General features: G+C 69.8%; 29 protein-coding genes. 14 read left to right on the top strand and 15 right to left on the bottom strand.

Annotated elements, in window-relative coordinates; genetic code table 11:
* Window positions 1–254, bottom strand: a 254-nt coding sequence (locus tag H563_RS0108510) for a transposase (RefSeq protein WP_081416223.1), incomplete at its 3' end; no start/stop codon positions are given.
* Window positions 255–353: 99 nt separating this feature from the next.
* Between H563_RS0108510 and H563_RS0108505 the strand changes: the two genes are divergently transcribed.
* From H563_RS0108505 to H563_RS0108490, 4 genes are all read left to right on the top strand, one after another.
* Complete coding sequence (locus tag H563_RS0108505; RefSeq protein WP_022882183.1) at window positions 354–599, top strand: hypothetical protein; 246 nt, start codon at window positions 354–356, stop codon at window positions 597–599.
* A gap of 173 nt (window positions 600–772) precedes the next feature.
* A complete protein-coding gene (locus H563_RS0108500; protein ID WP_022882182.1) occupies window positions 773–973 on the top strand; it encodes a PspC domain-containing protein in 201 nt (66 codons plus the stop codon).
* A 150-nt stretch (window positions 974–1,123) separates the two neighbouring features.
* Window positions 1,124–1,447 (top strand): nucleotidyltransferase family protein, encoded by a 324-nt coding sequence (locus H563_RS0108495; protein ID WP_022882181.1) that lies wholly within the window; start codon window positions 1,124–1,126, stop codon window positions 1,445–1,447.
* Window positions 1,444–1,779, top strand: a complete 336-nt coding sequence (locus tag H563_RS0108490) for a HepT-like ribonuclease domain-containing protein (RefSeq protein WP_022882180.1) — start codon at window positions 1,444–1,446, stop codon at window positions 1,777–1,779. Before H563_RS0108495 ends, H563_RS0108490 begins: the two co-directional genes overlap by 4 nt.
* Window positions 1,780–2,220: 441 nt before the next feature.
* Here the strand turns inward: H563_RS0108490 and H563_RS0108485 are convergent, their stop codons facing one another.
* The 5 genes from H563_RS0108485 to H563_RS15810 all read right to left on the bottom strand — a co-directional run bounded on the left by H563_RS0108485 (window position 2,221) and on the right by H563_RS15810 (window position 6,937).
* Window positions 2,221–2,793, bottom strand: a complete 573-nt coding sequence (locus H563_RS0108485; protein ID WP_155865108.1) for a hypothetical protein — start codon at window positions 2,791–2,793, stop codon at window positions 2,221–2,223.
* The gene (locus tag H563_RS0108480; RefSeq protein ID WP_022882178.1) at window positions 2,715–3,692 is read right to left on the bottom strand and encodes a hypothetical protein; all 978 of its coding nucleotides are present in this window, start codon (window positions 3,690–3,692) and stop codon (window positions 2,715–2,717) included. Before H563_RS0108480 ends, H563_RS0108485 begins: the two co-directional genes overlap by 79 nt.
* Window positions 3,693–3,719: 27 nt before the next feature.
* Entirely contained in the window at window positions 3,720–4,901 is a 1,182-nt protein-coding gene (locus tag H563_RS0108475; RefSeq protein WP_155865106.1) for a hypothetical protein, read from the bottom strand.
* On the bottom strand, window positions 4,898–5,182 hold the full coding sequence (locus H563_RS0108470; RefSeq protein ID WP_155865104.1) for a hypothetical protein: 285 nt from the start codon (window positions 5,180–5,182) through the stop codon (window positions 4,898–4,900). The genes H563_RS0108475 and H563_RS0108470 overlap by 4 nt, the downstream gene beginning before the upstream one ends.
* A gap of 582 nt (window positions 5,183–5,764) precedes the next feature.
* On the bottom strand, window positions 5,765–6,937 hold the full coding sequence (locus tag H563_RS15810) for a PP2C family protein-serine/threonine phosphatase (RefSeq protein WP_022882175.1): 1,173 nt from the start codon (window positions 6,935–6,937) through the stop codon (window positions 5,765–5,767).
* A gap of 118 nt (window positions 6,938–7,055) precedes the next feature.
* On the opposite strand from H563_RS15810, the gene H563_RS0108460 reads away from it, so the two are divergent.
* From H563_RS0108460 to H563_RS17390, 4 genes are all read left to right on the top strand, one after another.
* On the top strand, window positions 7,056–9,017 hold the full coding sequence (locus tag H563_RS0108460) for a glycosyltransferase (RefSeq protein WP_051142686.1): 1,962 nt from the start codon (window positions 7,056–7,058) through the stop codon (window positions 9,015–9,017).
* A complete protein-coding gene (locus tag H563_RS0108455) occupies window positions 9,014–9,346 on the top strand; it encodes an STAS domain-containing protein (protein WP_022882173.1) in 333 nt (110 codons plus the stop codon). The genes H563_RS0108460 and H563_RS0108455 overlap by 4 nt, the downstream gene beginning before the upstream one ends.
* The gene (locus H563_RS0108450; protein ID WP_022882172.1) at window positions 9,339–9,746 is read left to right on the top strand and encodes an ATP-binding protein; all 408 of its coding nucleotides are present in this window, start codon (window positions 9,339–9,341) and stop codon (window positions 9,744–9,746) included. The genes H563_RS0108455 and H563_RS0108450 overlap by 8 nt, the downstream gene beginning before the upstream one ends.
* Window positions 9,747–9,816: 70 nt before the next feature.
* Window positions 9,817–10,428, top strand: coding sequence for a hypothetical protein (locus H563_RS17390; protein ID WP_022882171.1), 612 nt, complete (start codon window positions 9,817–9,819; stop codon window positions 10,426–10,428).
* Here H563_RS17390 and H563_RS15800 read toward each other — a convergent pair.
* Window positions 10,393–11,118 carry an endonuclease/exonuclease/phosphatase family protein gene (locus tag H563_RS15800; protein ID WP_022882170.1) on the bottom strand — a complete coding sequence of 242 codons (726 nt, stop codon included), beginning with the start codon at window positions 11,116–11,118 and terminating at the stop codon, window positions 10,393–10,395. The genes H563_RS17390 and H563_RS15800 overlap by 36 nt on opposite strands.
* A gap of 203 nt (window positions 11,119–11,321) precedes the next feature.
* Here H563_RS15800 and H563_RS18430 point away from each other — a divergent pair, with 203 nt between their 5' ends.
* Entirely contained in the window at window positions 11,322–11,927 is a 606-nt protein-coding gene (locus tag H563_RS18430; protein WP_081416214.1) for a phosphatase PAP2 family protein, read from the top strand.
* Here H563_RS18430 and H563_RS0108430 read toward each other — a convergent pair.
* Both H563_RS0108430 and H563_RS0108425 read right to left on the bottom strand, forming a co-directional pair.
* A complete protein-coding gene (locus H563_RS0108430) occupies window positions 11,833–12,981 on the bottom strand; it encodes a baeRF2 domain-containing protein (RefSeq protein WP_022882168.1) in 1,149 nt (382 codons plus the stop codon). The two genes, H563_RS18430 and H563_RS0108430, sit on opposite strands and share 95 nt — an antisense overlap.
* A 68-nt stretch (window positions 12,982–13,049) precedes the next feature.
* Entirely contained in the window at window positions 13,050–13,400 is a 351-nt protein-coding gene (locus H563_RS0108425; protein ID WP_027479249.1) for an ArsR/SmtB family transcription factor, read from the bottom strand.
* Window positions 13,401–13,487: 87 nt separating this feature from the next.
* On the opposite strand from H563_RS0108425, the gene H563_RS0108420 reads away from it, so the two are divergent.
* Window positions 13,488–14,795 (top strand): NAD(P)-binding domain-containing protein, encoded by a 1,308-nt coding sequence (locus tag H563_RS0108420; protein WP_022882166.1) that lies wholly within the window; start codon window positions 13,488–13,490, stop codon window positions 14,793–14,795.
* A gap of 3 nt (window positions 14,796–14,798) precedes the next feature.
* The gene (locus H563_RS0108415; RefSeq protein WP_022882165.1) at window positions 14,799–16,013 is read left to right on the top strand and encodes an MFS transporter; all 1,215 of its coding nucleotides are present in this window, start codon (window positions 14,799–14,801) and stop codon (window positions 16,011–16,013) included.
* Between the two features lie 29 nt (window positions 16,014–16,042).
* Here the strand turns inward: H563_RS0108415 and H563_RS17670 are convergent, their stop codons facing one another.
* Window positions 16,043–17,224 carry an HNH endonuclease family protein gene (locus H563_RS17670; RefSeq protein WP_022882164.1) on the bottom strand — a complete coding sequence of 394 codons (1,182 nt, stop codon included), beginning with the start codon at window positions 17,222–17,224 and terminating at the stop codon, window positions 16,043–16,045.
* A 124-nt stretch (window positions 17,225–17,348) separates the two neighbouring features.
* Here H563_RS17670 and lpdA point away from each other — a divergent pair, with 124 nt between their 5' ends.
* Window positions 17,349–18,752, top strand: a complete 1,404-nt coding sequence (gene lpdA / locus H563_RS0108405) for a dihydrolipoyl dehydrogenase (protein ID WP_022882163.1) — start codon at window positions 17,349–17,351, stop codon at window positions 18,750–18,752.
* A 97-nt stretch (window positions 18,753–18,849) separates the two neighbouring features.
* On the top strand, window positions 18,850–19,104 hold the full coding sequence (locus H563_RS0108400) for a PqqD family protein (protein WP_022882162.1): 255 nt from the start codon (window positions 18,850–18,852) through the stop codon (window positions 19,102–19,104).
* Between the two features lie 7 nt (window positions 19,105–19,111).
* On the opposite strand, the gene H563_RS17915 is transcribed toward H563_RS0108400, so the two are convergent.
* From H563_RS17915 to H563_RS18100, 5 genes are all read right to left on the bottom strand, one after another.
* Entirely contained in the window at window positions 19,112–20,257 is a 1,146-nt protein-coding gene (locus tag H563_RS17915; protein WP_022882161.1) for a nucleotidyltransferase family protein, read from the bottom strand.
* Entirely contained in the window at window positions 20,254–21,246 is a 993-nt protein-coding gene (locus tag H563_RS17910) for a phosphoenolpyruvate carboxykinase (ATP) (protein WP_022882160.1), read from the bottom strand. Before H563_RS17910 ends, H563_RS17915 begins: the two co-directional genes overlap by 4 nt.
* Window positions 21,243–21,695: a lasso peptide biosynthesis B2 protein gene (locus tag H563_RS0108385; RefSeq protein ID WP_155865100.1), complete on the bottom strand. Its 453-nt coding sequence runs from the start codon at window positions 21,693–21,695 to the stop codon at window positions 21,243–21,245. Before H563_RS0108385 ends, H563_RS17910 begins: the two co-directional genes overlap by 4 nt.
* Entirely contained in the window at window positions 21,692–22,837 is a 1,146-nt protein-coding gene (locus tag H563_RS15780; RefSeq protein WP_022882158.1) for an asparagine synthase-related protein, read from the bottom strand. Before H563_RS15780 ends, H563_RS0108385 begins: the two co-directional genes overlap by 4 nt.
* A 136-nt stretch (window positions 22,838–22,973) precedes the next feature.
* Window positions 22,974–23,129 (bottom strand): lasso RiPP family leader peptide-containing protein, encoded by a 156-nt coding sequence (locus H563_RS18100; protein ID WP_022882157.1) that lies wholly within the window; start codon window positions 23,127–23,129, stop codon window positions 22,974–22,976.
* A gap of 167 nt (window positions 23,130–23,296) precedes the next feature.
* Between H563_RS18100 and H563_RS15775 the strand changes: the two genes are divergently transcribed.
* Window positions 23,297–25,117: an ABC transporter ATP-binding protein gene (locus tag H563_RS15775; RefSeq protein WP_022882156.1), complete on the top strand. Its 1,821-nt coding sequence runs from the start codon at window positions 23,297–23,299 to the stop codon at window positions 25,115–25,117.
* Window positions 25,118–25,125 lie beyond the last annotated feature (8 nt).

Here is a 25,125-nt window from a genome sequence, read left to right as displayed (position 1 = left end):
ACCGCCGCCTCACCGAGCGCCTGGGTCAGCTCCGCGACCTCCGCCTCGAGCTGCTGCTCCCGGGTCGAGGGCCCGTTCTTGCCCGCCGCGAGACTCGTCTTCCCGGCCTCGAGGAAGTCCGCCTTCCACCGGCCGATCGACTGCTCGCTGACCTTCTCGCGCCTGGCCGCCTCGGCGATCGTCATCTCGCCGGCGAGGATGCTCAGCACGATCCTCGTCTTCTTCTCCACCGGGATCACAGGTGGTCTTCCCATGTCGAACTCTCCGCTCAGGACTCAATCAATGGTCCTGCCACAAAGTCTGACGCGCGACATCTTCAGCATGACGCCAGCGCAACTGTTTGGGATGCTGAAATGCTTATCGCAGCCACCGGCCACACGCTGGAGATGTTCTCGACTGCCATGATCAAGATCAAGCGCCAGCCGCCGCGCCGCTGCCCGAAGTGTGGCTCATACCGCCTCAGCACGGACGGCGATATTGCGGAGCGCAACGGCATTCGCGGCTGGCAGCAGCGGGACGCCTGCGGAGCCTGCTCCTACCGCGGCGAGTACTCATTCTTCCCTTGGGATGAAAAGGATGAGCTGGACCTCGAAGCGTAGGGCGGTTGCGCCGCTGGACAATCAGGCACGGAAGCCGATCCGCTTAGGCGCCGTCGTTGGCATGAGCAGTATCACGCGGTGTGTTCGATCGCGCCGCAGGCGTCGAAAGGCCGGGACCCGTTAGGGGGTTTCCCCGGACGGTGACGCGGGTCGGTCCTGGCGATTCTGGATACATGACTAGTCTTGAACGTGCGCTTGAGGGCCGCATCGTTGCTGGTGTCTGCACTGCGCTTGCTCGTCGCTTCGGCATTCGGCCCCTTACTCTGCGGGTGCTGTTCCTGCTGTCGTGCCTGTTGCCGGGCCCGCAGTTGGTCGCCTACCTCGCGATGTGGATCATGAGTCCTACCGAGCAGCGGCGACCTATCCCCGTCTAGTTCAACGAGTGCACTCCCTGTGGCGGCAGCATCCCGCCACGATCGGCCGCTGGGCCCCGCCGCAGAAGTCAATCGAACCCTCGCAGCCCGTGCACGGAGAGGTGCCCCGAAGCTTCCCTCCGATGTGGTCCTCGCGCTTACCCTGGATACATGTCGATCGTCACGCCACGGAGCCTCGCCTTACGCGAGGTCATCAATGCGCGGCGCGGCGAGCTCGAGGATCTACTGGCCAAGTACCACGCGAAGAATCCGAAACTATTCGGCTCGATCGCACGTGGCGACGCCCACGAGGGCAGCGATATCGACATCCTTGTCGAGATGGACCCGGCCGAGGGCAACCTTCTGATGCGGGCCTCTGGCCTCATGGAAGAGACGCGGCAGCTTTACGCCCGCGACGATATCGACATCTTCCCGGCGCAGCTGCTCAAGCGTCCGATCTCCGACTCGGCGCTCGCCGAGGCGGTCGATCTATGAGCCGCACCGCATCGGAGCGCATCACGGACATCCTCGATGCGATCGCCAGATGCCAGCGCTACGCCGGCTCCCTCGACGTCGATGACCCGACTCTCGTGGACATGGCCGAGGACGCCATCGAGCGCAACCTGCAGGTCATCGGCGAAGCGGTGAACGCGCTACCTGCTGACATCACCGGCGCGCACCCGGCGATTCCGTGGCCGCAGATTCGCGGGTTCCGAAACATCCTCGTGCACGAGTACTTCGGCGTTGATGTCGCGACAGTCCGCGAGGTCATCGACGCGCACCTGCCGCAGCTGAGCGCGGCTCTCCAGCAGCACATCGCCGGATAGACGGCAGGGCCCAATAGCAGCGCACACCTCCATCATGGACCGCCCGCCGCCGGTAACCCGGTTGTCGCCGATGCCCGTAGCTCGCGGCGTTTCTCGCCCTCACCTCAGATGGTGCCTGCGTGCATCATCTTCTTGGTCCTAGTAAATCTGGCGCTATCGATCAGCGAGTTCGGGTCACCGTGAGCCCCGTACTCTGCGCTTCGCAGTGGGCAACCTCCTGATTGGCTGGGTTTCATCGTCGATTTCGATCACCGCGCCAGCTCGGGCTCCGCCCCGATGAGCCGTGGCTCGGCCAGCGCCCCGCACGTTGTACGTGCCCTACAACGCTCGTTGCGGCGTCAAGAGCGGCCGGTAAGAGGGATGCCACCGAACCACTTGAAACGGCTCTCAGCAACCGGGACCGGATTGCCGATCGCTCTGCACGTCGATGGCTTCAGCGGGTTACTCCTTGAGGGCGGCGTATGCAGTTCGAGTGCGCTTGATGCACATGCCCATGACTGCCAAGAGGTGCGCGCCAATGACAATGAGGACCGCCGTCGCCCATGGCTCGGTCGCCTTGCCGCCTCCGGCGGATGCCCGAAGGGCGACGGACGTCGCGTCTGCGGCAATGGTCGCCACTACCGCGAGCAGAGAGACCCCCACCGCATATAGGACGTTGCTGAACAGCTCATCGATCAGTCTGGGCAGGCTCGCCTTCTGCTGGATGCGCGGGTCATGCGTAATTCCCAGGCGCAGTTGGAAGACGAAGATGACCAGTCCGAACAGAAACCCCGCCAAGACCGAAAACCCGGTGATCAAATCACCAATGAAGGCAACTCTCCAGCCGAGCTTGAATGCAAGGGCGCCAAGCACAAGGGGCACGGCAATCTGCGCGATGATCTGCCACCACAGCAGCCGGCCCCGCGTTCCACGCAAGGTCGCAAGGTGGTCACGAACTACGCCGTTGCGGGTGGCGGCATCTTCACGCTGAGTGCGGCTGCGTCCCATTTGCCGTCCTCCCACGAGCTGCTCCATGTGTAGCCACCCTTCTGGTAGAAGTCTCGCGCCTCGTTCTGACACTTGCGCAGGAACTCGATGGTCGTGGGGGCCGCTTCACCGTCCTTGCTGAGAAGGAGACGGATGGCAGGCACGCCCTCCCGATCGAGACTGAACGTCTTCTTGCGTCCGTCGCGAGTCACCGTCACGAAGGTGTCGTCGATCGGGGTGTCGTCACGGAATGCAAGAAAGTCTGACACTTTCACTTTGCGCTCGCGCAGAGCTTTCAACAGGCCAGCCGGCAGGTATTCGTGGCCGCGCTCCGGCTCCAGCGTCTGCTCAAGTCGTCCCAAGGGATGCGCGATACTCGTCACCCCGTCGCCCAAGTCGACCGGCACCGAGTAGGCCACCGCGGACACCGAGAGGAGGTGCGCTCCGTCGGTCCAAGCAGAGCTCTCCACGAGAGTCTCGTGATCGAACGAAAAAGTCGAGAAGGCGGACATCAACGCACGCCGGAACGCCGCGATCAGTGCCGGTCCGGCACCCTGGTTGGACTGCCTCTCGACGCCGAAGATGCCCATTTCGGCCTTCGGCGGCACGGTTAGAACAAGCCGCGTCATCTCTGTGGCCGACTGAGTCGCCGTGCGCTTATGCGTGACCTGGTGGGTGGTCACATCGATCGTCTTGCCTGGCTCGCCGAAGAATCCCGATTCTGCCTCGACGAGGACCGATCGCCCGTGGACTTCGAAATCGGTGATCTTCAGGTACCGGCCCTTGGTCTTGTCTACGAGCGTATCCGGGTCCACGTCGCGCGCCCACGCATGAAAAAGGTGAAGAAGATCCCGGCCTTCGAGGTCGCTCAAGTCGCCGAGCTTGTTGCGTCGGTTGTGGCCGGGCCGGCACCGGATCGTTTCGAGGCCGAGGGTACGTTTGGGCATTCACTCTCCAGTTACTTGTACAAACACTCAGTTTGCCGCTTCGGCGGAGCTGTCCGGCTCACGACGCGCGCGCCCGGCGGCCTTCTCGAGCGGGGCTGTCGTGATCACGTGCAGCGTCCACCAGCCCGAAGGCACGAGGAGCAGGGTCGCGCCGTAGAGCAGCGTGCGGAAGATCTCGTTGAGCATGTCAGGCTCGCCCCACGAGAACGCGGTCGCGAGTTCCGATGCGCAGATGCTGAGCCACAGGAGGAAGAAGATCGCTCCGCCCTGAATCGCGTAACCCGCGATGTCGTGGCGGACGGCTTCATTCTCGTCCCACGCCTGCAGACCGCGGCACATCACTGCGAGAACAAAGAGGCCGGGGACCGTGATGAGGACCCCCACGACACCCAGAGTCTGGTTGTGCTCTCTCACTGCGATGGTGACGATCATCGGCCCGATCGTCGAAACGACCCAGACGCCGGCTGCCACCCAGGACACAATCAGATTTCGAGGGAGCCCAGCGCGAATAGCGCTGCCTTCACGCAACACTAGGCTGCACGCCCACAGGTACAGCGCTTGGATCACGACGCCGAGCGCGAGAACTACGATGTCGCCTACATTGGTCGCGGTCTCCGGTGCTTCCGCCGAAGTCATCGGCGCAAGCGCGACGAAGACAGAGAGGGCGATGCCTGCGACTGCCGGGAGCCACAGTTGCCGCCGGAAGATGGGAGCCCAAGTTCTCCGCTCGGGCCAGACCCGATGCAACATGCTCGAGCGCAGCCGCGGGGCTTGATCGAGCACCAGCATCGCACTCACGCCAATGGGGACGACCATGATCCAGGCCACGAGGTTGCCCCACTGTGCGCCCTCAGCAGAGTAGAGCACGACGCCCGCGGCCACGAGGACGACTGCGAGTGCGCCCAGACTCAGGAGTCTTGGGGCTCGGCCTCGCGCGATCCGCTCAAGCATCTCCACGTACCACAGGAACGCGTGGCGCAGCCGGCTCAGCTTTGTCGGCATCTGCGCCTTGGTTGCCGAGTCGACCGGGTCAGAGCCAGAGTCAGAGCCAGACGCTTTCAGCGAGTCGGGGTGTTGCTCGGAGTTTGGGACCCGGGCGACCTCGTACGGGTCATCGGGGGTGGGCTTTATGCGTTCGTCGATGTTCTCAGCCTTTTTCAGCGTGGTTCCCTCAGGTGCGAGTTGGAGTCGCGATCGGCGGGCGGTCATCCGGTCGCGCTGTCTTCTGTGCCGCTCGCACTGATGCGGAGCTCATCTACGTTTGCGAGCATCGGCAGGCGCTGCGGATCAAGCCAATGCGACAGGTTTTGTCCGCGGTGGAGCTGTGCCGCGTTCCACCCGGAGTCCGCTATCGCGGCTTCCGCCCTTAAGTCGGTCCCGTGATCGTCCTCGGCGAAGGACGGCCGCAACGACCGCGACGCGATCGACCTCTTGTCGCTCGAATCGCCATCAGAAGTCTTGTTGCGTCTGTCCGGCACCGAGAAAGCCATGATTCGCATGCTAGAAGCCGACACCGACACGGACTCGCGCAAAGTCACCCCGTCTTCGGAGGACATTCGCCGCTGCTAGACGTCAGAGCCGTTTATAGACGAGACCGGCCGCGCGCTGGCCTTCGTAGATCGCATACGTAATCCGCGAAGGCCGACACAGTCGTGAACTTCGACGCCCGGCACGTTCATCGCCGAGTACCCCTGGCCCGAGCGCGGCACTAACTACGTCGACACCTGAACCCGCGCGGGCCCTGCCCCCAGGATCTTCGAGCAGTCACCGAGGTCCCGACACCTGTCAACCCTCGCGGCGCGCGGCGACCAGATCCGTGCCCACACTTTGCCCACAACTGAACGACATTCAAAGTCGTTCAATGTGATCAGAGAACATCAAAAAGCGTCAACTACCAGCTATTTAAAATCCGACTCCTCGTCATCCTGGGCGTTTTCTCCCCCTGAAAATCGTGAGGTCACGGGATCGACGCCCGTCGGAGCCACCATCGAGCCCCGGTCTGACGGCCGGGGCTCTTGCGTGCCCGCCGACTCGCACCCGCTTGGGAAGCCGCCTCGCCGTCGCGCGGCGCGTCAGGCGTCGCGCTCCACCACGATCAGGGTGACGTCGTCGACCAGCTGTCGTCCGCTGATGGCGCGGCGCGCGTCGTCGAGGAATTCGTCGACGCCCTCGCACGAGCCGGCGAGCGCGGCGAGGTCGAGCATCGACCTGGGCTGCGAGCCGAACAGCTCGAGCACGCCGTCGCTCACCACCACCACGCGGTCGCCCGGCTCGAGGTGGACGCTGTGGACTTCCGGCTCTTCCAGTTCCGCGGTCATGCCGAGCGGGAGCGTGGTCGCGGGCAGCAGGACGATCTCGCCCGTGGCCTTGAGGTGGGCTCCGAGTCCGTGGCCGGCGTCGACGTAGCTGAGCACTCCGCTCGCGTAGTCCAGGCGACCGCAGAACAAGGTCGCGAACGAGCCGACGGCCTCCAGGTCGGGCGTGAACTGGCGCCCCATGTCGCGCATCGCGGTGGCGAGATCCGCGTTCGAGCGAGCGACCAGCGCGCCGCGCAGACTTGCGGCGAGGATGCCGGCGCCGGTGCCCTTGCCCATGACGTCGGCGACCGCGATCATGCATCCGCCGTCGACGGGCACCCAGACGCCGCAATCGCCGCCGATCGCTCCGGCCGCGATCGAGACGCCGTCGATGTGGAACTCCTCGGCATCGATCGCGGGCGGTCGCAGCAGTCGCTGGACGACGGCCGCATTGCGGCGGTCGATGTCCTGAAGGATGCTGCGCTCGGCCCAGCGAGCGAGGTCCTCGAGGATCGCGACCTCATCCTCCGACAGCGTCCGAGGCGAAGTGTCGGCGACGCAGATGGCGCCCACGGGCGTGCCGTGGATGCGGATCGATGCGCCGGCGTAGAACCGGATGCCGGGGTTGCCGGTGACCACCGAGAGCCCGGAGAAGCGGTCATCCAGCGTCGCATCGGCGACGGTCATCGGCTCGGACTGCTCGATGGTGCGGATGCAGAACGACGCCTCCTTCGGCGCGATCAGGTTCTGACCGGCCGGAGCGCTCGACTTCGCGTACACGTTGCGCTCGTCGATGAGGTTCAGAAACGAGAGGGGGACGCCGAGCATCTGGCGGGCGATGCGGGTGATGCGGTCGAACTTCTCGGCGGGCGGCGTGCCCATGAGGTCGAACTCGTCCAGCGCGGCGGCGCGGCGGATCCCCGGCTCAACGGTCGTCTGGTCGGTCACTCGGGTTCCCTCCCCGGCTTTCGCGCCGGTGTGCCATGCGGTGGACCCCGATCGGGCGTGGGGGTTCCTTCGCGCGGAGGTTCGGTCCTATGGTCGGGATTGAGTCTTGGGGGGAACGATGCCAGATGCAAGACCGCATTCGGGGCGCACGGCGGGTAGCCGGCTGCTCTGGGTGCGCATCGTCGCACTGCTGACGGTCGCCCTCGGGATCAATTACGTCGCCTGGCGCTGGTGGGCCTCGATCAACTGGACGAACTGGTGGATCGCGGTTCCGCTGGTGCTGGCGGAGACCTACAGCCTCATCGACGTCGGGCTGTTCTCGCTGACCGCGTGGCGATCCGGCACTCGCCGGAACCCGCCGCCCGCGCCGCCCGGCCTGACCGTGGACGTCTTCATCGCCACCTACAACGAGGAGCTCGATCTCGTCATGGCCACGGCCGAGGCGGCCAAGCGGATCAGGTACCCGCACGAGACGTGGATCCTCGACGACGGCGCCAGACCCGAGCTGGCGGCCAGGGCCGAGGCGGCGCAGGTCGGCTATCTGACCCGCGGGCCGGAGTGGGAAGGCCGCCCGCGGCACGCCAAGGCGGGCAACATCAACAACGCGCTGATGCAGACCTCAGGCGAATTCGTGCTGATCCTGGACGCCGACATGGTGCCGCGCCCCGAGATCCTGGACCGCACCCTGGGCTACTTCGACGACGACCGCGTGGCGCTGGTGCAGACGCCGCAGATCTTCAGCAACGTGGCGACCGGGGATCCGCTCGGCAGCCAGGCGCCGCTGTTCTATGGACCCATCCAGGAAGGCAAGGACGGCTGGAACGCCGCGTTCTTCTGCGGATCCAACGCGGTGCTGCGCCGGGAAGCGCTGATGCATCTCGGTCTCATCGGGTATGTGCGCCAAACCGAGCAAGACGTCGCCCGCCGGCTGCGGCAGGCGACGCTGATCGTGCGCCGCACCCTGGCGCGCACCCGTCCCGGCCCCGGTCGCACGATGCTGACCGCCGCGTTGAGCGCGCTCCGGGAGGCGAGCGGCGCGCTCGCCAACGGTGAGCCCGCCGCCGAGGTGACCTACACGCTGCGCGAGCGCGTGAACGAGGCGGCGCGGACCGTGGTGTCGGCCGACGTGGCCGCCATGCGCGGAGACCTGATCGCGCTCGGCCTCGACCAGGAGGACGACGGGGCCGACCTGGACGAGCTGGTGGAGCGGCTCGCTCAACGCGATCTCTCCCCGCTGAACGCGATGGAGGCCGTGCGGGTCACGCTGGATGCGATCGACGTCGGCCGTACGGAGGAGGCGCAGCCGCTGCTGCCGCTCGCGACGATCTCGGTGACGGAGGACATGGCCACGTCGATGCGGCTGCACGCCAACGGGTGGAAGAGCGTGTTCCACAACGAGCTGCTGGCCGACGGCCTCGCACCCGAGGATCTCGGGACGATGCTCACCCAGCGGCTGCGCTGGGCGCAGGGCACCATGCAGGTGTTCCTGCGCGAGAATCCGCTGTTCGTGCGCGGCATGAACTTGGCCCAGCGCCTGATGTACTTCTCGACCATGTGGAGCTATCTCTCCGGCTTCGCAACGGTCGTGTACCTGGCCGCGCCGGTCTTCTTCCTCTGCTTCGGGGTGTTGCCGGTGCGCAGCTACGCGCCGACGTTCTTCCTGCACTTCATCCCGTTCCTCGCCGCCAGCCAGCTGCTCTTCCTGATCGCCGCGCGCGGCCTGCCGACGTGGCGGGGCCAGCAGTACAACCTCGCCCTCTTCCCGCTGTGGATCGAGGCGTGCCTCAGCGCGGCGGGCAATGTGTTCTTCCGGCTGCCGCTGAACTTCGCGGTGACGCCGAAGAGCCGCGTGCACTCCGACGGACTGCAGCTTTCACGCATCCGCTGGCAGATCGTCGCCGCCGCGGTGCTCGTCGTCGCCGTCGTCGTCGGGATCATCAGAGACGAGCAGATGCACAACGAAATCGCCGGGAGCATCGTGAACTTCGCATGGATCGGGTACAGCTTGATCTCGCTCAGCGTGCTCGCCGGCGCCGCCCGCTACCGCGGCTACGTGCCCGAGGAACAGAGGATCGAATGACCTTCACAGTGGACGAACGGGGCGACTCGGTCGCCATCGTGCGAGGCACCGGGCGCCTCAACATGGTGACCGGGCCCGAGCTGCGCGACGTGGTGTCGCGCGTGGTCGCTTCCGGCCGCAATCGCGTGGTCGCCGACCTCTCGCAGATCGAGCTCATGGATTCGTCGGGCCTGGGCGCCTTGATCGGATGCTTGAAAACCGCTCGCGAGAACGGGGGCGACCTGCGCATCGCCGGCGTGCGCGACGAGTTGCTGATGGTCCTCCGGTTGTCGACCGTCGATCGGATCCTCAAGCCGTACGACGACCCGGAGACCGCCTTCGATGCGTGAATACCGTCTGGAACTGCAGGCCCCGCCGGACACCGTCGACGTCATGCACGACTTCCTGAAGTCGGTCTGGGCCGACCATCCGGTGCTGGAATCGATCGACGAGGCCGCATTCGAGACGGCGCTGGCCGAGATCGTCTCGAACGTCTTCAAGCACAATCCGCCGCCCGTCACCTGCGCGGTCGACACCTCTGTCGACGAGAGCGGCATCGTGGCGACGATCACGGATTCGGGGGCTCCCGTGCCCGGCGTACTCGACGACCTCGGCATGCCCGATGCCGAAGCAGAAGGGGGCCGGGGGCTCGCACTCGTCAAGCTGCTCACCGACAGGTTCACCTACGAGCGCCGCGGCGACGTCAACGTCTGGACGATCGCCCGCGGAAGCCTGGGCGCCCACGCCTGAGGGCACCGTCCACAGAGAGGGCACCGTCCACCTGGGATGAGGGAGACGCCCATCTCGATTGGAGCACAGGATGGTCTTCTACGACGCACGGCCACTTCGTCTGGCCGGCCAGGTGCTGCTCGACCTCATCGTCGTGGCCGGGCTGGTCATGGCGGTGGTTCTCGGCACTGTGATCTCGACGTCGATCAGTGCGCTGGCCGCGATCGGCACCCGCGTACACGAAGACGGGGACGCATTCCAGACCCAGTTGAGCAAAGCAGCGCAGGCGCTGCGGAAGGTCCCGTTCGCCGGCGACGCCGTCAGCAGCCCCGTGCGGGAAGCGGCCAAGGACGCCCGCTCGATCGCGGCGGCCGGCGCCCAGCAACACGACGCCACGATCCAACTCGCGCACCTGGTGGGCACCGGCGTCGCCGTCGCTCTCATCCTCGCCCTGCTCCTGATCTGGGCGAGGTATCGCGGCGGCTTCATCCGCGCCGCAACCGCCGTCCGACGGCTGCAACGGAGCGGAGACGGAACTGAGCTGCTGGCCGTGCGCGCACTGGTCACCCGGAACGCCGCCGCCAAGCTGGGCGAGGGCGTGGTCGAGCGGTGGCGGCGGGGCGATCCGGACACGATCCACGCCTTGGCCGACCTCGAACGTCGCGCTTCAGGCCTCCCCGCGGCACGGTTCGGCGCGCGCTAGCCGTCGCGGATCGGGGGCTTCGCCCGCGGGTTCCGCCTCGAACAGGAGCGGGCGGTGATCGGAGGCGCCCTTCGCCAGCACCTCGATGGGGCCCACGTGGAATCCGGCAAAGGTGACGAGGTCGAAGCGACCCGAGAAGACCCCCCGCCGCTGGTACGTTCTGGCCGCGCTGCGAGCCACGCTGTAGCCCGACGCCTGCAGGTGCATGGCCAGGCGTCGGATGAACCAGGGGTAATTGAAGTCGCCGACCATGAGCGTCGGAACGTCACCGCCGAGGTCGTGCAGGTCTGCGTGTGCCTCGTCGATCTGCTGACGCCGCAGCGCGTTTCGGGCGGTGAGCGGCGCGCCGTGGAACGAACCGATCACCGCTTCGCGCCCGGTGCTGTCGTCGCGCACGTGCACCGCCAGGAGTCGCTCGTCCGCGGGCGCGAGCACCTGGTCGTGCAGCGACTTCCTGACGGGGTAACGCCGGCTGCGCAGGACCGACACCCTCTCGGTGCGGACATACGCGGCAAGCCCCAGCCGATTGCTCTCCGTGTTGTCCACGAGAACGAGGCCGCCCGGCAATTCGGGCATCCCGTTGCTCTGGCACTCCTGAACGCAGACCACGTCGGGCCGATATCGATCCACCAGCCCCGGCAACTCGCCGAGAGCCGCGCACTTGTCCAGGTTGTAGCTGAGAACACGCATGAGTGGAATCAGAGCCTCGTCCCGTCCGGCCTGCCGACACCGGCGCTGGTACCCGAAGGGTCGAGGACCATTCGGGCCACCGCACCGGCAGCCGAAACTCTCAGCGTGGTCCTAAGGTGAGGCGCCGCTGCCCCTCCTACGGTGGGATCGTGGCCAGATCTTCGCGCTCGCGTCGCTCCGTGCTTCCCCGCTCGGTGCGCCGGATGGACCGGCGTGCCGGCCGCAAGGTGTATCGGATGCGCGCACCCCGCGGCATCGACCGGGCAATGTTCCGGCTCTCGCAGGCTGCCGATCACGCGTCGTTCTGGGTCAGCGTGATCGCGGCCACCGCGCTGACGGGCTCCAGCGGCCGGCGCGCTGCCGTGCGCGGCAGCCTCACCCTCGGCGCGGGCGCCGTGCTCGCGAATCTCGTCGCGAAGAAAGCGGTGCGCGCCCGGCGCCCCACCGGCAGAGCAACCGGTCACCGGCCCGCAGGTTCCCGTACGCCGCAGAGCCCCGCCTTCCCTTCCGGGCACAGCGCGACAGCGGCAGCGCTGGCGACCGGCGCCGCCGCGAGCAGCCCTCGCCATGGCGGAGCGCTCGCGATCCTCGCCGGCGTCGTCGCATACTCTCGGCTCCACGTCGGCGCGCACTACCTCTCGGACGTGCTCGCCGGCTCGGTCGTCGGAACCGTTCTCGGGCTCACCGGCGCGCTGCTTGTGCCGCCGCAGCGCCTCAGCTCGCCTGCGCGGACCAGCGCAGCGACGCCGCCGCGCCGACGTGCGGGGGAAGTTCCTCCGGCGGCGCGAAGAGCACCGTCGCACCGGTGAGCACGGCCGCCCGCACCAGGCCGCTCGGCGCGGGCACCTTCTCGAGCACCTGGGCACTGGCCGCCTCCTCGGGAGCAGTGGCGACCCAGGGCTCGGCGTCGAGGGCGAGCACGGTGCGCTCGTCGAGCTCGGGCGCGCGGTCGGCGGCGCCGTTCGCGTCGAGCAGCAGCAGCGTGTCGACCTGCCCCTGCTGCAGCGCGTGCACGACCTCGCCGACCCCGAGCGCCTCACGCGCGGCCTCGCCCGCGGTGCGCTCGCGCAGGCCGTCGAGAGCCTGTGCGCGCAACGCTTCGAGCTCGCCGGCGACGGCGCGGTCGATCGCCTCGCGCAGGCGCTGATCGGATGCATCCGATGGCCGTGCGTCGACGACGACGGTGCGCAGCACCTTGCGCGACGCCTCAGAGAGGCGGTCGGTGAAGATCGCGAGCCCGACCTCTTCGCCCGCGGCGAGTACGAAGCGGGGGTTGTGCTCGACGACGAGGGCGTCGACGCGCTGCGCGACCTCGCCCTCGTTGTGCGTCCACACGTCCACGACGTGGCGGTCGTAGTTGGCGTCGGACCACCCGTTGCCCCGCACCTTCTGCAGGGTGTCGGCGCGGCCCTGCACGTGCTCCTGCCCGGCGGGGCGGGCATCGGCGGTGGTGCACAGGGTGATGTCGCCGGCGTCGTGGCCGACCTGCACGACCAGGTACTCGAAGTCGACGGGGTGGTGCCGCAGCACCGGGACGAGGTCGGGGATCTGCCCGTGCTCGGCGAACTCCGCGACCTGCACGGGCCCGGGAAGGGCCTCGTCGAGCCGCACCTCGCCGTCTTTGACGAGCAGCAGCCGCGCGACCGGAGCCGGCACGCCGGTCGGGTCGACGAGGGCCTCGACGACCGCGTCGATGTCGGCGCGCGGCGCCCCGGCCTGCTCGAGGCGGTGCGAGATGCTGTTGCGCTTCGACATGGCGAATCCGCGCGGGTCGGGACCGGCGCCGGACGCATCGAGGTACACCGAGGTCCACGGGCCGGGGGTGCGGTAGAGGTTCTCGAGGGTGGCGCGTATCTCGTTCATGCCGGTTCCGTTCCCCACGGCCGGGGTCGGCTAACGGATACCGCGACGGCGGCGCGACGCCTCGGCGGTCACACGGTGCGGAGTGCCGCGGCGGCGTTCCGCAGCGCATCCTCGACGACCGCGAAGTACGCCCACTTGCCGCGCTGCTCACGCGTGACGAGGCCCGCGTCGACGAGCTGCTTCATGTGATGCGAGACCGTCGGCTGCGACAGCCCCACCGGCTCGGTGAGGTCGCAGATGCACGCCTCTCCACCCTCACTCGCCGCGATGAGGGAGAGCAGCCGGACGCGGGTCGGGTCGCCGAGGGCTTTGAAGATTCGCGCGATGCGTTCGGCGTCGTCCACCGCGAGCACGCCCGCGGTCACCGGGGAGCAGCAGGCAGCCGCGCCGGCGGCGAGCGGGGGAAGCGACGTGGCCATGAGGGAATCATGCCACGACGCATTGACATTCGTCGATCCGTTCTCCATCCTGGTCAGATCGAAGACAGTCGATTTGAGGAGCGGATCGTGCCCCAGCAACTGCCCGTCATCGTGATCGGCGCCGGCCCCCAGGGCCTCGCCGCCGCCGCCCACCTCCTCGAGCACGGCATCGAGCCGCTCGTGCTCGAACGCGGGAGCGCCGCGGGCGCAGCCGTCGCCGAGTGGGGCCACGTGCGCCTGTTCTCGGAGTGGCCCGAGCTGATCGACCGGGCGGCACGACGCCTGCTCGAGGCGACCGGCTGGGCCGCGCCGGGCGCCGGCTACCCGACGGGCGGCGAGTGGGTCGCGCGGTACCTCGCGCCCCTTGCCGAGGCGCTGGGCGACCGCGTGCGCACGGGCGTAACCGTGACCGGCATCAGCCGCGCCGGGCGCGACAAGGTCGTCAATGCCGGCCGCGCCGCCCAGCCCTTCGAGGTGCGCGGGGTGGCCGCCGACGGCACCGAGCTGCGCCTCCTCGGGCGCGCCGTGCTCGACGCATCCGGCACCTGGAACCACCCGAACCCGGCCGGCGCCTCGGGGCTGCCCGCCCTGGGCGAGAAGCAGGCGGCGCAGGCGGGGCTGATCAGCTACCGGATCCCGCCGTCGGTCGCACAGCTGGCGGGCAAGCACGTCGTCGTGGTCGGCAGCGGGCACTCGGCGGCCCATGCCGTGATCCGCCTCGCCGGGCTCGTGCGGCGCGCGCCGGGGACCCGCGTCGAGTGGGCCATCCGCGGCGGCGCCCCCTCGGGCCTGTCCAGCGCGGACGACCAGCTGCCCGCCCGGGGAGCGCTCGGCGGGCGCGCGCAGGAGGCCGTCGCCGACGGCCGGGTGGTGCAGGTCACGGGATTCCGGACCACGGAGATCCGCCGGACGGGCGGGCGGCTGTCGCTCGTCGGGGACGACGGGCGGCGGCTCGACGACGTCGACCACGTCATCGCGCTCACCGGCTTCCGGCCGGACCTGTCGATCGTCCGCGAGCTGCGCACCGCGATCGACCCCGGCCTGGAAGCCGTCGCCGGCCTCGCGGGCGAGATCGACCCGAACGTGCACTCCTGCGGCACCGTGCGGGCGACCGGCGCGCTCGAACTCGCGCAGCCCGAGCCCGGCTTCTACCTCCTCGGCGCGAAGTCGTACGGGCGGGCACCGACCTTCCTGGCGCTGACCGGCTACGAGCAGGTGCGCTCGGTGGTCGCCGAGCTCGCCGGCGACCACGAAGCGGCCGCCCGCAACGAGCTCGTCCTGCCGGAGTCCGGCGTGTGCAGCGGGGCCGCCGAGGTCGGCGGCGCATCCTGCTGCGCACCGGCACAGAAGCAGCCCATTCGACTCGGGGTGAAGCCGGCGCCCGTCGAGGCGTAGCCGATGACCGCGGGCCGGGCGGGCGTCATCGGTCGATCGCACACGGGCGTGCTGGTCGCCCTGTGCGTGACCGAGATCGTCAGCTACGGATGCCTCTACTACGCCTTCACGGTGCTCGTGCCGTCGATCGCCGAGAGCACCGGCTGGTCCGCGTTCGGGCTCACCGCCGCGTTCTCGGCCGGCAGCCTGGTCGGCGCGGCCGCGGGCATCCCCGTCGGGCGGGTCCTGCAACGGCACGGGCCGCGACCGGTGATGACCCTCGGCAGCCTGCTGGGTGCCGCGGGCGTCGCCGCCGTGGCGCTGGCGCCGAGCTTCGCGGTGTTCGTCGCGGCGTGGCTGCTCGTCGGGGTCGCCACCGCCGGGCTCTACTACAGCCCGGCGTTCGCCGCGCTGACCGGCTGGTTCGGGCAGCGCGGCGTGCAGGCGATCACGACCCTCACCCTGGCAGCCGGATTCGCCAGCACGATCTTCGCGCCCTTCACCGCTTTCCTCGACGACCGGCTCGGCTTGCGGGGCAGCTACATCGTGCTCGGCGCCATCGTGCTGGTCGTCACGCTGCCCGCCCACGCGCTCGCATTGCGCCTGCCCTGGCAGCCCCGCCCTGCCGTCTCCGGCGTACGGAACCGTGACATCGTCGGCAGCCGCGCCTTCCTGATGCTCGCTGTCTCGGGCACCCTGACGGCGCTGGCCGGCTACGCGTCGCTCGTCGCGCTTCCGCCGCTCCTGATCGGCCGCGGCGCGGACCCGACCCTCGCTGCATGGGCGGTCGGGCTCGCCGGGGCGGGGCAAGTGGCCGGGCGGCTCGTCTACCCGCTCCTGAACCGGCGGATGCGGCCACGCACCCGTACCGTCGCCGTCATCGGCCTGCTCGCCGTCACGCTGGCCGCACAGGCCGTCGTGCCCGGACCGGATTGGGCGTTCGTGCTGATCGCCGTTCTCACCGGGGCCGCCCGCGGGCTGTTCACCCTGGTCACGGCCACCGTGGTCGCCGACGTGTGGGGTCCTGAGCGGTACGCCTCGGTCAGCGGCGTCTACAACTCGCCGCTCGCCGCCGCCGGCGCGCTGGCCCCGGGGATCGGGGCCGGCGTCGCCGAGATCGCAGGCGGATACCCGGCCCTGTTCGTGATCCTCGCGGTGACGGCGACGGTCGCCGCGGTGCTCGCGGCGCTGAACGAGCTCTCCTCCGTCAGGCTCTCCTCCGTCAAGCTCCGGACGTGAGGCCTTCGGGCCGGCATCCGGCCGTGACGTCAGCCGGAGTGCCAGCGGGCCCGGGTCGGGCTGTTCGCAGTGGTGCCGCACACCATGGAGGTGCCGGCCGAGGTGTGACCGCGGGCACCGGCCGGCGCGCAGAACGCGCCCGGGTGCACCACCCCTGCGTCGGGCGCGGCGGCGGGGGCCTTCGAGGTGCTCCCGCTGCTCGAGGACGTGCCCGAGGATGAGCCGGAGGCCGCCCCTGTGGAGGAGCCCGCCGACGCCGCCACCCCGGGGCCCGGGTAGCGCGCCACGGCCGCGGTCGCACCGGCGGGCACGGCGAGCGCGCGCTTCGTGGCCGTCTGGCCGGGGCAGCGCGCGAGCGTCGACGTCATGTAGTCGCGCTCGAGCGCGGTGACCCACAGGTGGTAGGTCGCCTTGACCTCGATCTGCCGCGCGACGTAGGTGCAGTCGTAGGCCGTGTTGGGCGGCTCCCAGTCGCTCGCGTCCTTGTCGCCCTTGCTCTCGTTGAGCTTGCCGTCGACGGCCTGCAGGTTGTTCGGGTCGTTGGCCAGGGCGATGCGCTGGGCCTGGGTCAGCTTCTGCGCGCCGGTCGCCCAGGCATCCGCGAGCGGGACGAGATGGTCGATCTGCACGAGGGTGCTGGTGTCCTCGCCGCGCACGAACGTCATGGTCGAACCGGTGTAGACGTCGTGCAGGGTGCCGCGCAGCACGGTGCAGGAGCCGCTCTTCACCTCGCCGGTGAGGTCCCGGGCCAGGATGTCGTTGCGGGTGTCGCATCCGTTCTCGTCGACGTCGATCCAGGCCGCGCCGAAGTCGACGGTGCGCTGGTAGGCGACGCCGGTGGCCTTGGCCCGCACCGGCAGGGTGGCGAGCAGCGCGAGCGCCGAGCCGGCCGCGGGGCGCGCCGACGTGGCCGTGGGCGACGGATGCGCCGTGCTGGTCCGCGTCGCGGAGGCCGAGGCCGCGGGCGCCGATGCCGAGGGGCTCGACGACCCTGTGCTCGACGACCCCGCGCTCGTCGACCCTGTGCTCGACGACCCCGTGCCGGTCGACGTGGGCAGCGGCGTCGCGATCAGCGACGTGCTCGGCGAGGAGGCGTCGGAGGACGCATCCGTGTTCGCGACGGCGGCGGAGACGGCGACGACCGCGCCGATGACGGCGGCGAGGCTCGAGAAGAGCGCGGCGGTGCGGCGGCGTGCGGTGAGTCGGGGCATGAGGTTCTTCCGGGGCCTGGCCCCGCCTCGACCGTATCGGCCGCCGCGGCGATGCGCCCTACCCCAGTGGGCGGGTCGCGGCGCGGTTTAGCGGCATCGCGCAACGAGGAATAAGTTAGGTTCCGTGACTGCACACTATGACGTCGTCGTCCTCGGTGCCGGCCCCGGTGGTTATGTCGCCGCGATCCGCGCCGCCCAGCTCGGTTTGAAGACCGCGATCATCGAAGAGAAGTACTGGGGCGGGGTGTGCCTCAACGTCGGCTGCATCCCGTCGAAGGCGCTGCTTCGCAACGCCGAACTAGCGCACATCTTCCACAACGATGCGAAGACGTTCGGCATCTCGGGCGAGGTGAGCTTCGACTTCGGCGCCGCCTTCGACCGCAGCCGGCAGGTCGCCGACGGGCGCGTCAAGGGCGTCCACTTCCTGATGAAGAAGAACGCGATCACCGAGTACGAGGGCCGCGGCACCTTCCTCGACGCGAACACGGTCGAGGTGAAGAAGGCGGATGGCTCGACCGAGATGGTCTCGTTCGCCAACGCCATCATCGCCACCGGCTCCCGCGTGCGCCTGCTGCCGGGGGTGTCGCTCTCCGACAACGTCGTCACCTACGAGACGCAGATCCTCACCCGCGAGCTGCCGAAGTCGATCGTCATCGTCGGCGCGGGCGCCATCGGCATGGAGTTCGCGTATGTGCTGAAGAACTACGGCGTGGACGTGACGATCATCGAGTTCCTGCCGCGCGCGCTGCCGAACGAGGACCCGGACGTCTCCAAGGAGATCCAGAAGCAGTACAAGAAGCTCGGCGTGAACATCCTCGTCGACACGAAGGTCGAGACCGTCGTCGACAACGGCGGCTCGGTGACCGTCAGCTACGTCGGCAACAAGGACGGCGCCGCCGGGCAGGTCACCGCCGACAAGGTGCTCATGTCGATCGGCTTCGCCCCGAACGTCGAGGGCTACGGCCTCGAGTCCACCGGCGTGCAGCTCACCGAGCGCGGCGCGATCGCCATCGACGACCACATGCGCACCAACGTGCCGAACATCTACGCCATCGGCGACGTGACCGCCAAGCTGCAGCTCGCCCACGTGGCCGAGGCGCAGGGCGTCGTCGCCGCCGAGACCATCGCGGGCGCCGAGACCATGACGCTCGGCGACTACCGGATGATGCCGCGCGCCACCTTCTGCCAGCCGCAGGTCGCGTCGTTCGGGCTGACCGAGGAGCAGGCGAAGGCCGAGGGCTACGACGTGGTCGTCGCCCAGTTCCCGTTCACCGCGAACGGCAAGGCGCACGGCCTCGCCGACCCGACCGGGTTCGTCAAGGTCATCGCCGACAAGAAGCACCTCGAGCTGCTCGGCGCGCACATGATCGGCCCCGACGTCTCCGAGCTGCTGCCCGAGCTGACGCTCGCCCAGAAGTGGGATCTCGGAGCCCTCGAGCTCGCGCGCAACGTGCACACCCACCCGACCCTGTCGGAGGCGCTGCAGGAGGCGTTCCACGGGCTGACGGGGCACATGATCAACTTCTAGTTCTCACGGATGCCGCGGGAATCCCCCGCTTCGGGGCCTGACGACGGCGAGCCGATCGGGTACCTTCAAAGGTGATATTCACTCACGAAGGAGCACGATGAAGCTGCGCACCGAGGGGCTCACCTGGCAGGAGATCGACGGCGAGCTCGTCATCCTCGACATGAAGACCTCCGCGTATCTCACCACCAACGCGGCCGGTGCGACGCTCGCCAAGCTCCTGACGGAGGAGCGCACGCTCGACGAACTGTCGGCCGCTCTCGTCTCCGAATTCGGGATCGGCTCTCAGCAGGCGATGACGGATGCGCGCGCCTTCGTCGACCAGCTGCGGCAGTCCTCTCTGATCGAGGCGTGAGGCGCTCTCAGCCGGAGACGGCAGCGAGGTAGGCGCGGCGCGCACGCACGTCGGGAACGTCCTGGTAGAGCACGCGCTCCTCAGGCCCGTGACGGTCCACGCGCCGCTCGGTCCGGCGCGTGCGCCATCCGCTGATCGCCGCCTCGACGGCGCTCGCCGTGACGGTGTCGCGGGCGCTGGAGAACAGCACCCCGCCGAGATGCCGATCACCGGGCAGGCCGGGGAACGGGACGGAATCGTCCTTTCGACGCACGAGCGCTCCCCAGAAGCGTGCGGCGGGAGCGAGCACGGCCTCGGGAGGGGGAGTGCGGAATCCGAGGCATCGCGACACCCGATCCAGAACGAGTGCCGCGGGTACGCGAGTGCGCGCGGCCGCAGACCGCTCCGCGAACTCCCCCCAGTCGAAGTCGGGCAGCGCCGTCGCGTGGTGGATGTCGGCGATCCACATCAGCCGGTTCGCCCCCGCCTGTGCGGCGTGGAAGACCAGATGAAGCACGGTGTCGACCGGGTCGAAGACCCGGACGCCGACGCCGCTGCCGAGCGTCGCGGGGCGGGATCGGGCGAGCATGCCCCTCATGTCGGTGCGGAAGGCGCTGCGCAGCTTCGGCGGTACGGCCATGTCCCAGTGCAGGTCGATGTGGGTGCCGGCCGGCCCCTTGAGCGCGAGCTCGGCGCGCATGGTGCGCCGCAGTTCGGGCCAGTTCCGATCGACGAGGCTGCACCCGGCGGCGAGCAGCAGCTCGAGGGCGCGGGGGAACTCGTGCCGGTCCACGAAGACGTCGACGTCGTAGTACTCGCGCATGTCGGGGCTCGGCCAGATCAGGTCCGCGGCGACGGGCCCCTTCGCGACGGCCCAGGGGACGCCCCCGTCGGCCAGCGTCTGCGACAGTATCCGCAGGTCCTCGCTCGCGCGCATGTGCCGCACCAGCTGGGCGGTGCGCACCCGCTCCAGCAGCGCCGACCAGCCCTCCGGCGCGTCGGGCGCGTGCCGCATCCGGCGGGCGAGCGCCGGGGTGACGCGATGCTCGGCGCCAGCGCTCACGACGGCGCCGAGGTGCACGCCGCCCACCAGCTCGCCGAGTGGACGGTCGGCGCGCCCCGGCCGCACGCTGTCGATGAGCAGCCGCTGCAGCGGGCGCAGACCGGCGCTCATGCGATCGCCTCGAGGGTCGGCCGCGGGGCGGCATCGGCATCGGCATCGGCATCGAGCTGCTCGCGGATGACCCGCGCGATGCTCGGATCGAACGGCGGGCCCCAGGGCACCCGCACGATGCTGACGGGAACGGATGCCACGAGCCGGGTCGTCAGCGCGAACTGCGCCGCCCGAACGGCAGGGTCGATCCAGCCCAGCAGCCGCGGGAAGCGCAGCAGCAGCACGGCGGCCTCGACCGGGGTGACGCGGTGGATCCCGACCGTGGTCGCGGAGCGGTCCGGCAGGGGCACGAACAGGGCGCGCAGCGGCACCCGGTCGGCGCCGAGGTCGGCCGGGCGCAGAACCTGGCGGTCGTCCGCCGAGGTGCGCGCGGCCGGCGCCGCCCCGACGAAGTCGGCGGCCAGCGTGTCGGCCCCCTTGCGCAGGCGCAGCTCGGACGAGCCGCGCCGGGCGAGCGCGCGCTCGCCGTCGCGGTCGACGCGTAGCACGTCGTCGGCGAGCATCTCGGCTCCGGCCGCGCACATCAGCGCGGCCATGGTCGATTTCCCCATGCCGGAATTGCCGGTGAAGCCGATCGCCGCTCCCCCGAGCTGTACCGCGCTCGCGTGCAGCACGAGCTCGCCGCGCTGATAGAGCAGCCAGGCCAGGAATCCGCCGAGTGTCAGCACGTCCTCGATGCCCGTGACGGCCCCGACATGGCGGCGTACGGTCGCCTGGCGCAGGTCGGCCGAAACCTCGAACTCGCACGCCCCCGCGAAGACGAGCAGGAACGAGGCATCCGCTCGCCGCTCGCAGAAATAGAGGTCGTCGCCGCCGGGCGCAAAGTGCAGCATCAGCTCGCCACCCTCGGGTGAGTGCGGCGGCACCTCGGCGGGTGCGTGCCGGATCACCACGTCCGGCTCCCGCCCGTCGTGCCGATCGGCGCCGGCGGCCGGGCCGAGCGGGCGGTCCGAGTCGACGCGCAAGCCGTAGATGGTCGTCCGGTTCATCGGCTCCCCCTCCGATCGACCGCGTGCAGTGCGCTGAAGCGCTCGAGCGCCATCGGGTCGAGGGACCAGCCGTCGAGCTCGAGCCAGGCATGCGCTGTGACCTCGCCCCCGCTCTTCGCCACGCCCATGCGCAGCAGCGGCCGGCGGTCGCGCAGCACGTCGCCGTAGACGAGCGCCCGGCGCAGGCAGGTGCCGTCGACGCCCGGGCGGGCGAGCACCCGCGCCGCGAGTTCGAGGTTGCGGAGCTCACGGGTGCTCAGCGGGGGCCGGCCGGGCCGGCCGGGCGGCGTCGCGAACGCGAGCTCGCAGCCGAACCGCCGGGCCGTGCGATCGAGCGTCTCGCGCGCGAGGGACTGTTCGATCCGACGTGACACCGCGAGGGTGTGCGCGAGGCGCAGCCAGGCCCGCGGCCCGAGCCGCAGCAGGCGCACGACCTTCCGAGCCCTCATGCCGCCCACTCCACGGCGAGCCCCTGGGCGCTCAGCCACGCCGCGTGCAGCGCGAGGGCCGAGGCGCCGGCCGGCCTCTCCGACATCCACTCCACGCGGATCCGCTCGGGGTCGATCCACTCGGGCAGCCCTGTGCCGTCCCAGTCGCGGGCGAAGCGGCGCTCCCGCTCACCCCAGCGCACCGCGCCGAAGTGCGCCTTGGTCGAGCGTGCGAGCAGTTCGTCGGGCAGCACGTCGCTGAACAGGTGCCGCATCAGCGCCGTGCGCCCCGCGAAGCCCCAGCGGCCGCCTTCCTGCGCGAGCGCGGCCAGAAAGCGCGGGGCGAGCAGCGGATGCCGCAGGCTCACGCCGTGGGATGCGACCGCCGCCTGGTAGTTGTGCGTCAGCATCGCGGGCATCCGCCGCGATGCCAGCTGCAGCGTCTCGCGGCCCCAGTGCAGCGGCCGGGTGTCCGCGGCCCGCAGCCGCGCGGCGAGCTCCTGCCGGCCCTCCTCGGTCAGCCACACCAAGGTCCGCGCCACTTCCTCTTCATAGGGAACGGAGCGGCGCGGCCGCACGCTCGCCCACGCCCACGCGAGCAGCCGGCGCGTCGGCCGGCGACCGAGGCGCAGCAGGGTCAGCGGGGTGATGCGGCGCGTGCCGAGCACCTCGTCGCCGCCCTCGCCGGTCAGCAGCATGCCACCGGCGACGATCGGCAGCGTCGGGTCGTCCAGCTGCAGCGCCGGGGGCCACAGCAGCCCGCGGGTGCGCAGGTTCGCTTGAACGGCGTCGTCGAGATAGGTGGACCGCCGGGTGACCTCGACGATGACCGGCTCGCTCAGGCCGAGGTGGTCGAGCACGAGTTCCTGCCAGGCGGTCTCATCCGAGTCGGGGTCGCCGGGGTAGCGCCGGATGACGGGGATCGGATCGGGCATCCCGCGGCGGCGGGCGATCGAGGTCGCCACGGCGAGAACGGCGGACGAGTCCCTGCCCCCCGAGAAGCTGACGAAGACCGGCGCGGGACCGAACGCGCTCGCGATCTCCTCCTCGAGCACCTCGCGTGCGGTCCCCGGCACGGCTTCGACGGCGGATGCGGGCATGCCGCCGAGCACACCGAACGCCACCTCGTCGGGCGTGACTCTGATGAAGTCGAGGGCGCTCATGGTCGGGGTCGGGTTCCTCAGGTCTGCGTGATGTCTGCGGGAGGCGTGCGATGTCTGCGGGCGCAGGCGGCCCGAAAGGAGAATCCCTCGGAGTGACGTCTCGACGGCACTCCGAGGGATCCGGGTGACGGGCTCTCTAAGAGAGGCCGCCGAACGTCCCGCTGATGGTTCCGGTCTTGCCATCGAACGTGACGGTCAGTGCCCACTGGTCCTCGGAACCGTGAAGGCCTTCGGCCAGCGTGACCTCGGCAATCGATCCGACGGAGCGGATTCGAGGAGCTTCGTACGCCATATGCAGTCCTTGTGATCGAGACACCCCGACGAGAAGTCCTCGGCGAGTTCCTCGACCGTAACAACGCGCCCCAGAAGGTGACAATCCCTCACTCTCACCCAGTACGGGGGCCATCCGCCCCGTTTGGGGCGATAGTGAGTCATCCTCGCTCCCGCTAGCCTCGTGCTGTGACCGCCACCGCCCCGCCCGGTCCGAAGCGCAGCGTCGGACGATTCTCACGACTCGTGCGCGAGAGCGTCGGCCTGGTATGGACCGCCGCGCGGCGCCCGTTCGCCGCCCTGACGACCCTGCAGCTCTTCGGCGCCGCGCTCACGGCGGCGCAGGTGCTCGCGACGCAGTGGGTGCTCTCCGGCATCCTCGCCCTGTCGTCGTCCGGCGTTCGGGACGTGCTGCTGCCGGTCGTCGCGCTCGCCCTGCTCACCGCGATCACGGCCGCGGCGGGTTCCCTGCAGACCTCGATCTCGCGCTTCGTCGGCGAGGCGGTGACGCGCACGATGTGGCAGCGCGTGCTCGACGTCTCAACCGGCGTCGAGCTGCGGAAGTTCGAGGATCCGCGCTTCTTCGACCGACTCGAGCGGGTGCGCGCCAGCGCGCTCACGCGGCCGTTCCAGGTCACCAACGGCCTCGTCGGCTGCATCGGCGCGCTCGCCTCCAGCCTCGGGCTCGTCGCCACCCTCTACGCCCTCAACCCGCTGCTGCTGCCCCTGATCCTGATCAGCGGCATCCCGGTCATCCTCACCTCACGGCAGGAGAGCCGGCTCGAGTTCCGCTTCAACCTCGCGCAGACGCCCCGGCTGCGCCTGCGGACCTACCTGCTGATCCTGCTCACCGGGCGCGACGAGGCCAAGGAGGTGCGTGCCTTCGGCCTGTCGCGGAACGTCAGGTCGCGGCTGAACGCGCTCTACGACGGTTACTTCCGCGACCTCACGCGTCACCTGCGCCGGCGCGCCGGCTTCAACCTCGTCGGTCAGCTCACCTCCGCCCTCGTGCTCGGCGCGACCCTGCTCGTGCTCGTCTGGCTGATCGCATACGGCGGACTCGGAGTCGCCGCGGCCGGCGCGGCGCTGGTCGCGGTACGGATGCTGGCCGGCCAGGTCCAGGGGCTGACGGGCGGCATCCAGTCGATCTTCGAATCAGGGCTCTTCCTCGACGACCTGCACGATTTCCTCGGGCTCGCCCCGCGCCGCGCGGAGCTCGAGGTGCACGGCACGCCGATCGACTTCGGCGAGATCGTGGCGCAGGACGTCCGCTTCACCTACCCCGGCCGCACCGAGCCGGCGCTCGACGACGTCACCGTGCGCATCGGTCGCGGCGAGGTCGTCGCGCTGGTCGGCGAGAACGGGTCGGGCAAGACGACGCTGGCGAAGATCATCGCCGGCCTCTACCCGGCCGACGGCGGGGCGGTCGCGTGGGACGGCGTGCGCGTGGAGGACCTGCCGCCGGGGGACGTGCGGGCCAGCACCGCCGTGATCTTCCAGGACTTCGTGCACTACGCGCTCGACGCTCGCACCAACATCGCCTTCGGCCGCCCCGACGAGGCCCCGCGGGAGGATCGGCTGCGGGCAGCCGCGTGCGCCGCCGGCATCGACGACGCGCTGAGCGCACTCCCGACGGGGTACGACACGCCCTTGACCCGCATCTTCGAGGGCGGCCATGAACTGTCGGGCGGGCAGTGGCAGCGCGTCGCGATCGCCCGGGCGTTCTACCGTGACGCGCCGCTCGTCGTTCTCGACGAACCGTCGGCGGCGCTGGATCCTCGTGCCGAGGACGAGCTCTTCTCGTCGCTGCGCCGCACGCTGCAGGGGCGCGCCGCGCTGATCATCTCGCACCGCTTCTCCACGGTGCGCAACGCCGACCGCATCTACGTGCTCGACCAGGGCCGCATCGTCGAGCACGGCGACCACGACGAGTTGATGGCACGTGACGGGAGCTACGCCGAGCTCTTCCGGCTTCAGGCGGCCGCGTACCTGCCGCAGTCGGACCGCTGAGCCGATCG

This window comes from Gryllotalpicola ginsengisoli DSM 22003, assembly GCF_000419445.1.
Classification (GTDB): Bacteria; Actinomycetota; Actinomycetes; order Actinomycetales; family Microbacteriaceae; genus Gryllotalpicola; species Gryllotalpicola ginsengisoli.
The sequence above is the reverse complement of the archived record's forward strand: the minus strand, read 5'-3'. Positions and strand labels throughout refer to the sequence as shown.

What these genes read in the sequence shown, in the direction of transcription:
- H563_RS0108505 (WP_022882183.1), top strand. Translation starts at nt 354, where the DNA reads ATGCTTATCGCAGCCACCGGCCACACGCTGGAGATGTTCTCGACTGCC.
- H563_RS0108500 (WP_022882182.1), top strand. Translation starts at nt 773, where the DNA reads ATGACTAGTCTTGAACGTGCGCTTGAGGGCCGCATCGTTGCTGGTGTC.
- H563_RS0108495 (WP_022882181.1), top strand. Translation starts at nt 1,124, where the DNA reads ATGTCGATCGTCACGCCACGGAGCCTCGCCTTACGCGAGGTCATCAAT.
- H563_RS0108490 (WP_022882180.1), top strand. Translation starts at nt 1,444, where the DNA reads ATGAGCCGCACCGCATCGGAGCGCATCACGGACATCCTCGATGCGATC.
- H563_RS0108485 (WP_155865108.1), bottom strand. Translation starts at nt 2,793, where the DNA reads ATGGAGCAGCTCGTGGGAGGACGGCAAATGGGACGCAGCCGCACTCAG.
- H563_RS0108480 (WP_022882178.1), bottom strand. Translation starts at nt 3,692, where the DNA reads ATGCCCAAACGTACCCTCGGCCTCGAAACGATCCGGTGCCGGCCCGGC.
- H563_RS0108475 (WP_155865106.1), bottom strand. Translation starts at nt 4,901, where the DNA reads ATGACCGCCCGCCGATCGCGACTCCAACTCGCACCTGAGGGAACCACG.
- H563_RS0108470 (WP_155865104.1), bottom strand. Translation starts at nt 5,182, where the DNA reads ATGGCTTTCTCGGTGCCGGACAGACGCAACAAGACTTCTGATGGCGAT.
- H563_RS0108460 (WP_051142686.1), top strand. Translation starts at nt 7,056, where the DNA reads ATGCCAGATGCAAGACCGCATTCGGGGCGCACGGCGGGTAGCCGGCTG.
- H563_RS0108455 (WP_022882173.1), top strand. Translation starts at nt 9,014, where the DNA reads ATGACCTTCACAGTGGACGAACGGGGCGACTCGGTCGCCATCGTGCGA.
- H563_RS0108450 (WP_022882172.1), top strand. Translation starts at nt 9,339, where the DNA reads ATGCGTGAATACCGTCTGGAACTGCAGGCCCCGCCGGACACCGTCGAC.
- H563_RS17390 (WP_022882171.1), top strand. Translation starts at nt 9,817, where the DNA reads ATGGTCTTCTACGACGCACGGCCACTTCGTCTGGCCGGCCAGGTGCTG.
- H563_RS15800 (WP_022882170.1), bottom strand. Translation starts at nt 11,118, where the DNA reads ATGCGTGTTCTCAGCTACAACCTGGACAAGTGCGCGGCTCTCGGCGAG.
- H563_RS18430 (WP_081416214.1), top strand. Translation starts at nt 11,322, where the DNA reads ATGGACCGGCGTGCCGGCCGCAAGGTGTATCGGATGCGCGCACCCCGC.
- H563_RS0108430 (WP_022882168.1), bottom strand. Translation starts at nt 12,981, where the DNA reads ATGAACGAGATACGCGCCACCCTCGAGAACCTCTACCGCACCCCCGGC.
- H563_RS0108425 (WP_027479249.1), bottom strand. Translation starts at nt 13,400, where the DNA reads ATGGCCACGTCGCTTCCCCCGCTCGCCGCCGGCGCGGCTGCCTGCTGC.
- H563_RS0108415 (WP_022882165.1), top strand. Translation starts at nt 14,799, where the DNA reads ATGACCGCGGGCCGGGCGGGCGTCATCGGTCGATCGCACACGGGCGTG.
- H563_RS17670 (WP_022882164.1), bottom strand. Translation starts at nt 17,224, where the DNA reads ATGCCCCGACTCACCGCACGCCGCCGCACCGCCGCGCTCTTCTCGAGC.
- H563_RS0108400 (WP_022882162.1), top strand. Translation starts at nt 18,850, where the DNA reads ATGAAGCTGCGCACCGAGGGGCTCACCTGGCAGGAGATCGACGGCGAG.
- H563_RS17915 (WP_022882161.1), bottom strand. Translation starts at nt 20,257, where the DNA reads ATGAGCGCCGGTCTGCGCCCGCTGCAGCGGCTGCTCATCGACAGCGTG.
- H563_RS17910 (WP_022882160.1), bottom strand. Translation starts at nt 21,246, where the DNA reads ATGAACCGGACGACCATCTACGGCTTGCGCGTCGACTCGGACCGCCCG.
- H563_RS0108385 (WP_155865100.1), bottom strand. Translation starts at nt 21,695, where the DNA reads ATGAGGGCTCGGAAGGTCGTGCGCCTGCTGCGGCTCGGGCCGCGGGCC.
- H563_RS15780 (WP_022882158.1), bottom strand. Translation starts at nt 22,837, where the DNA reads ATGAGCGCCCTCGACTTCATCAGAGTCACGCCCGACGAGGTGGCGTTC.
- H563_RS18100 (WP_022882157.1), bottom strand. Translation starts at nt 23,129, where the DNA reads ATGGCGTACGAAGCTCCTCGAATCCGCTCCGTCGGATCGATTGCCGAG.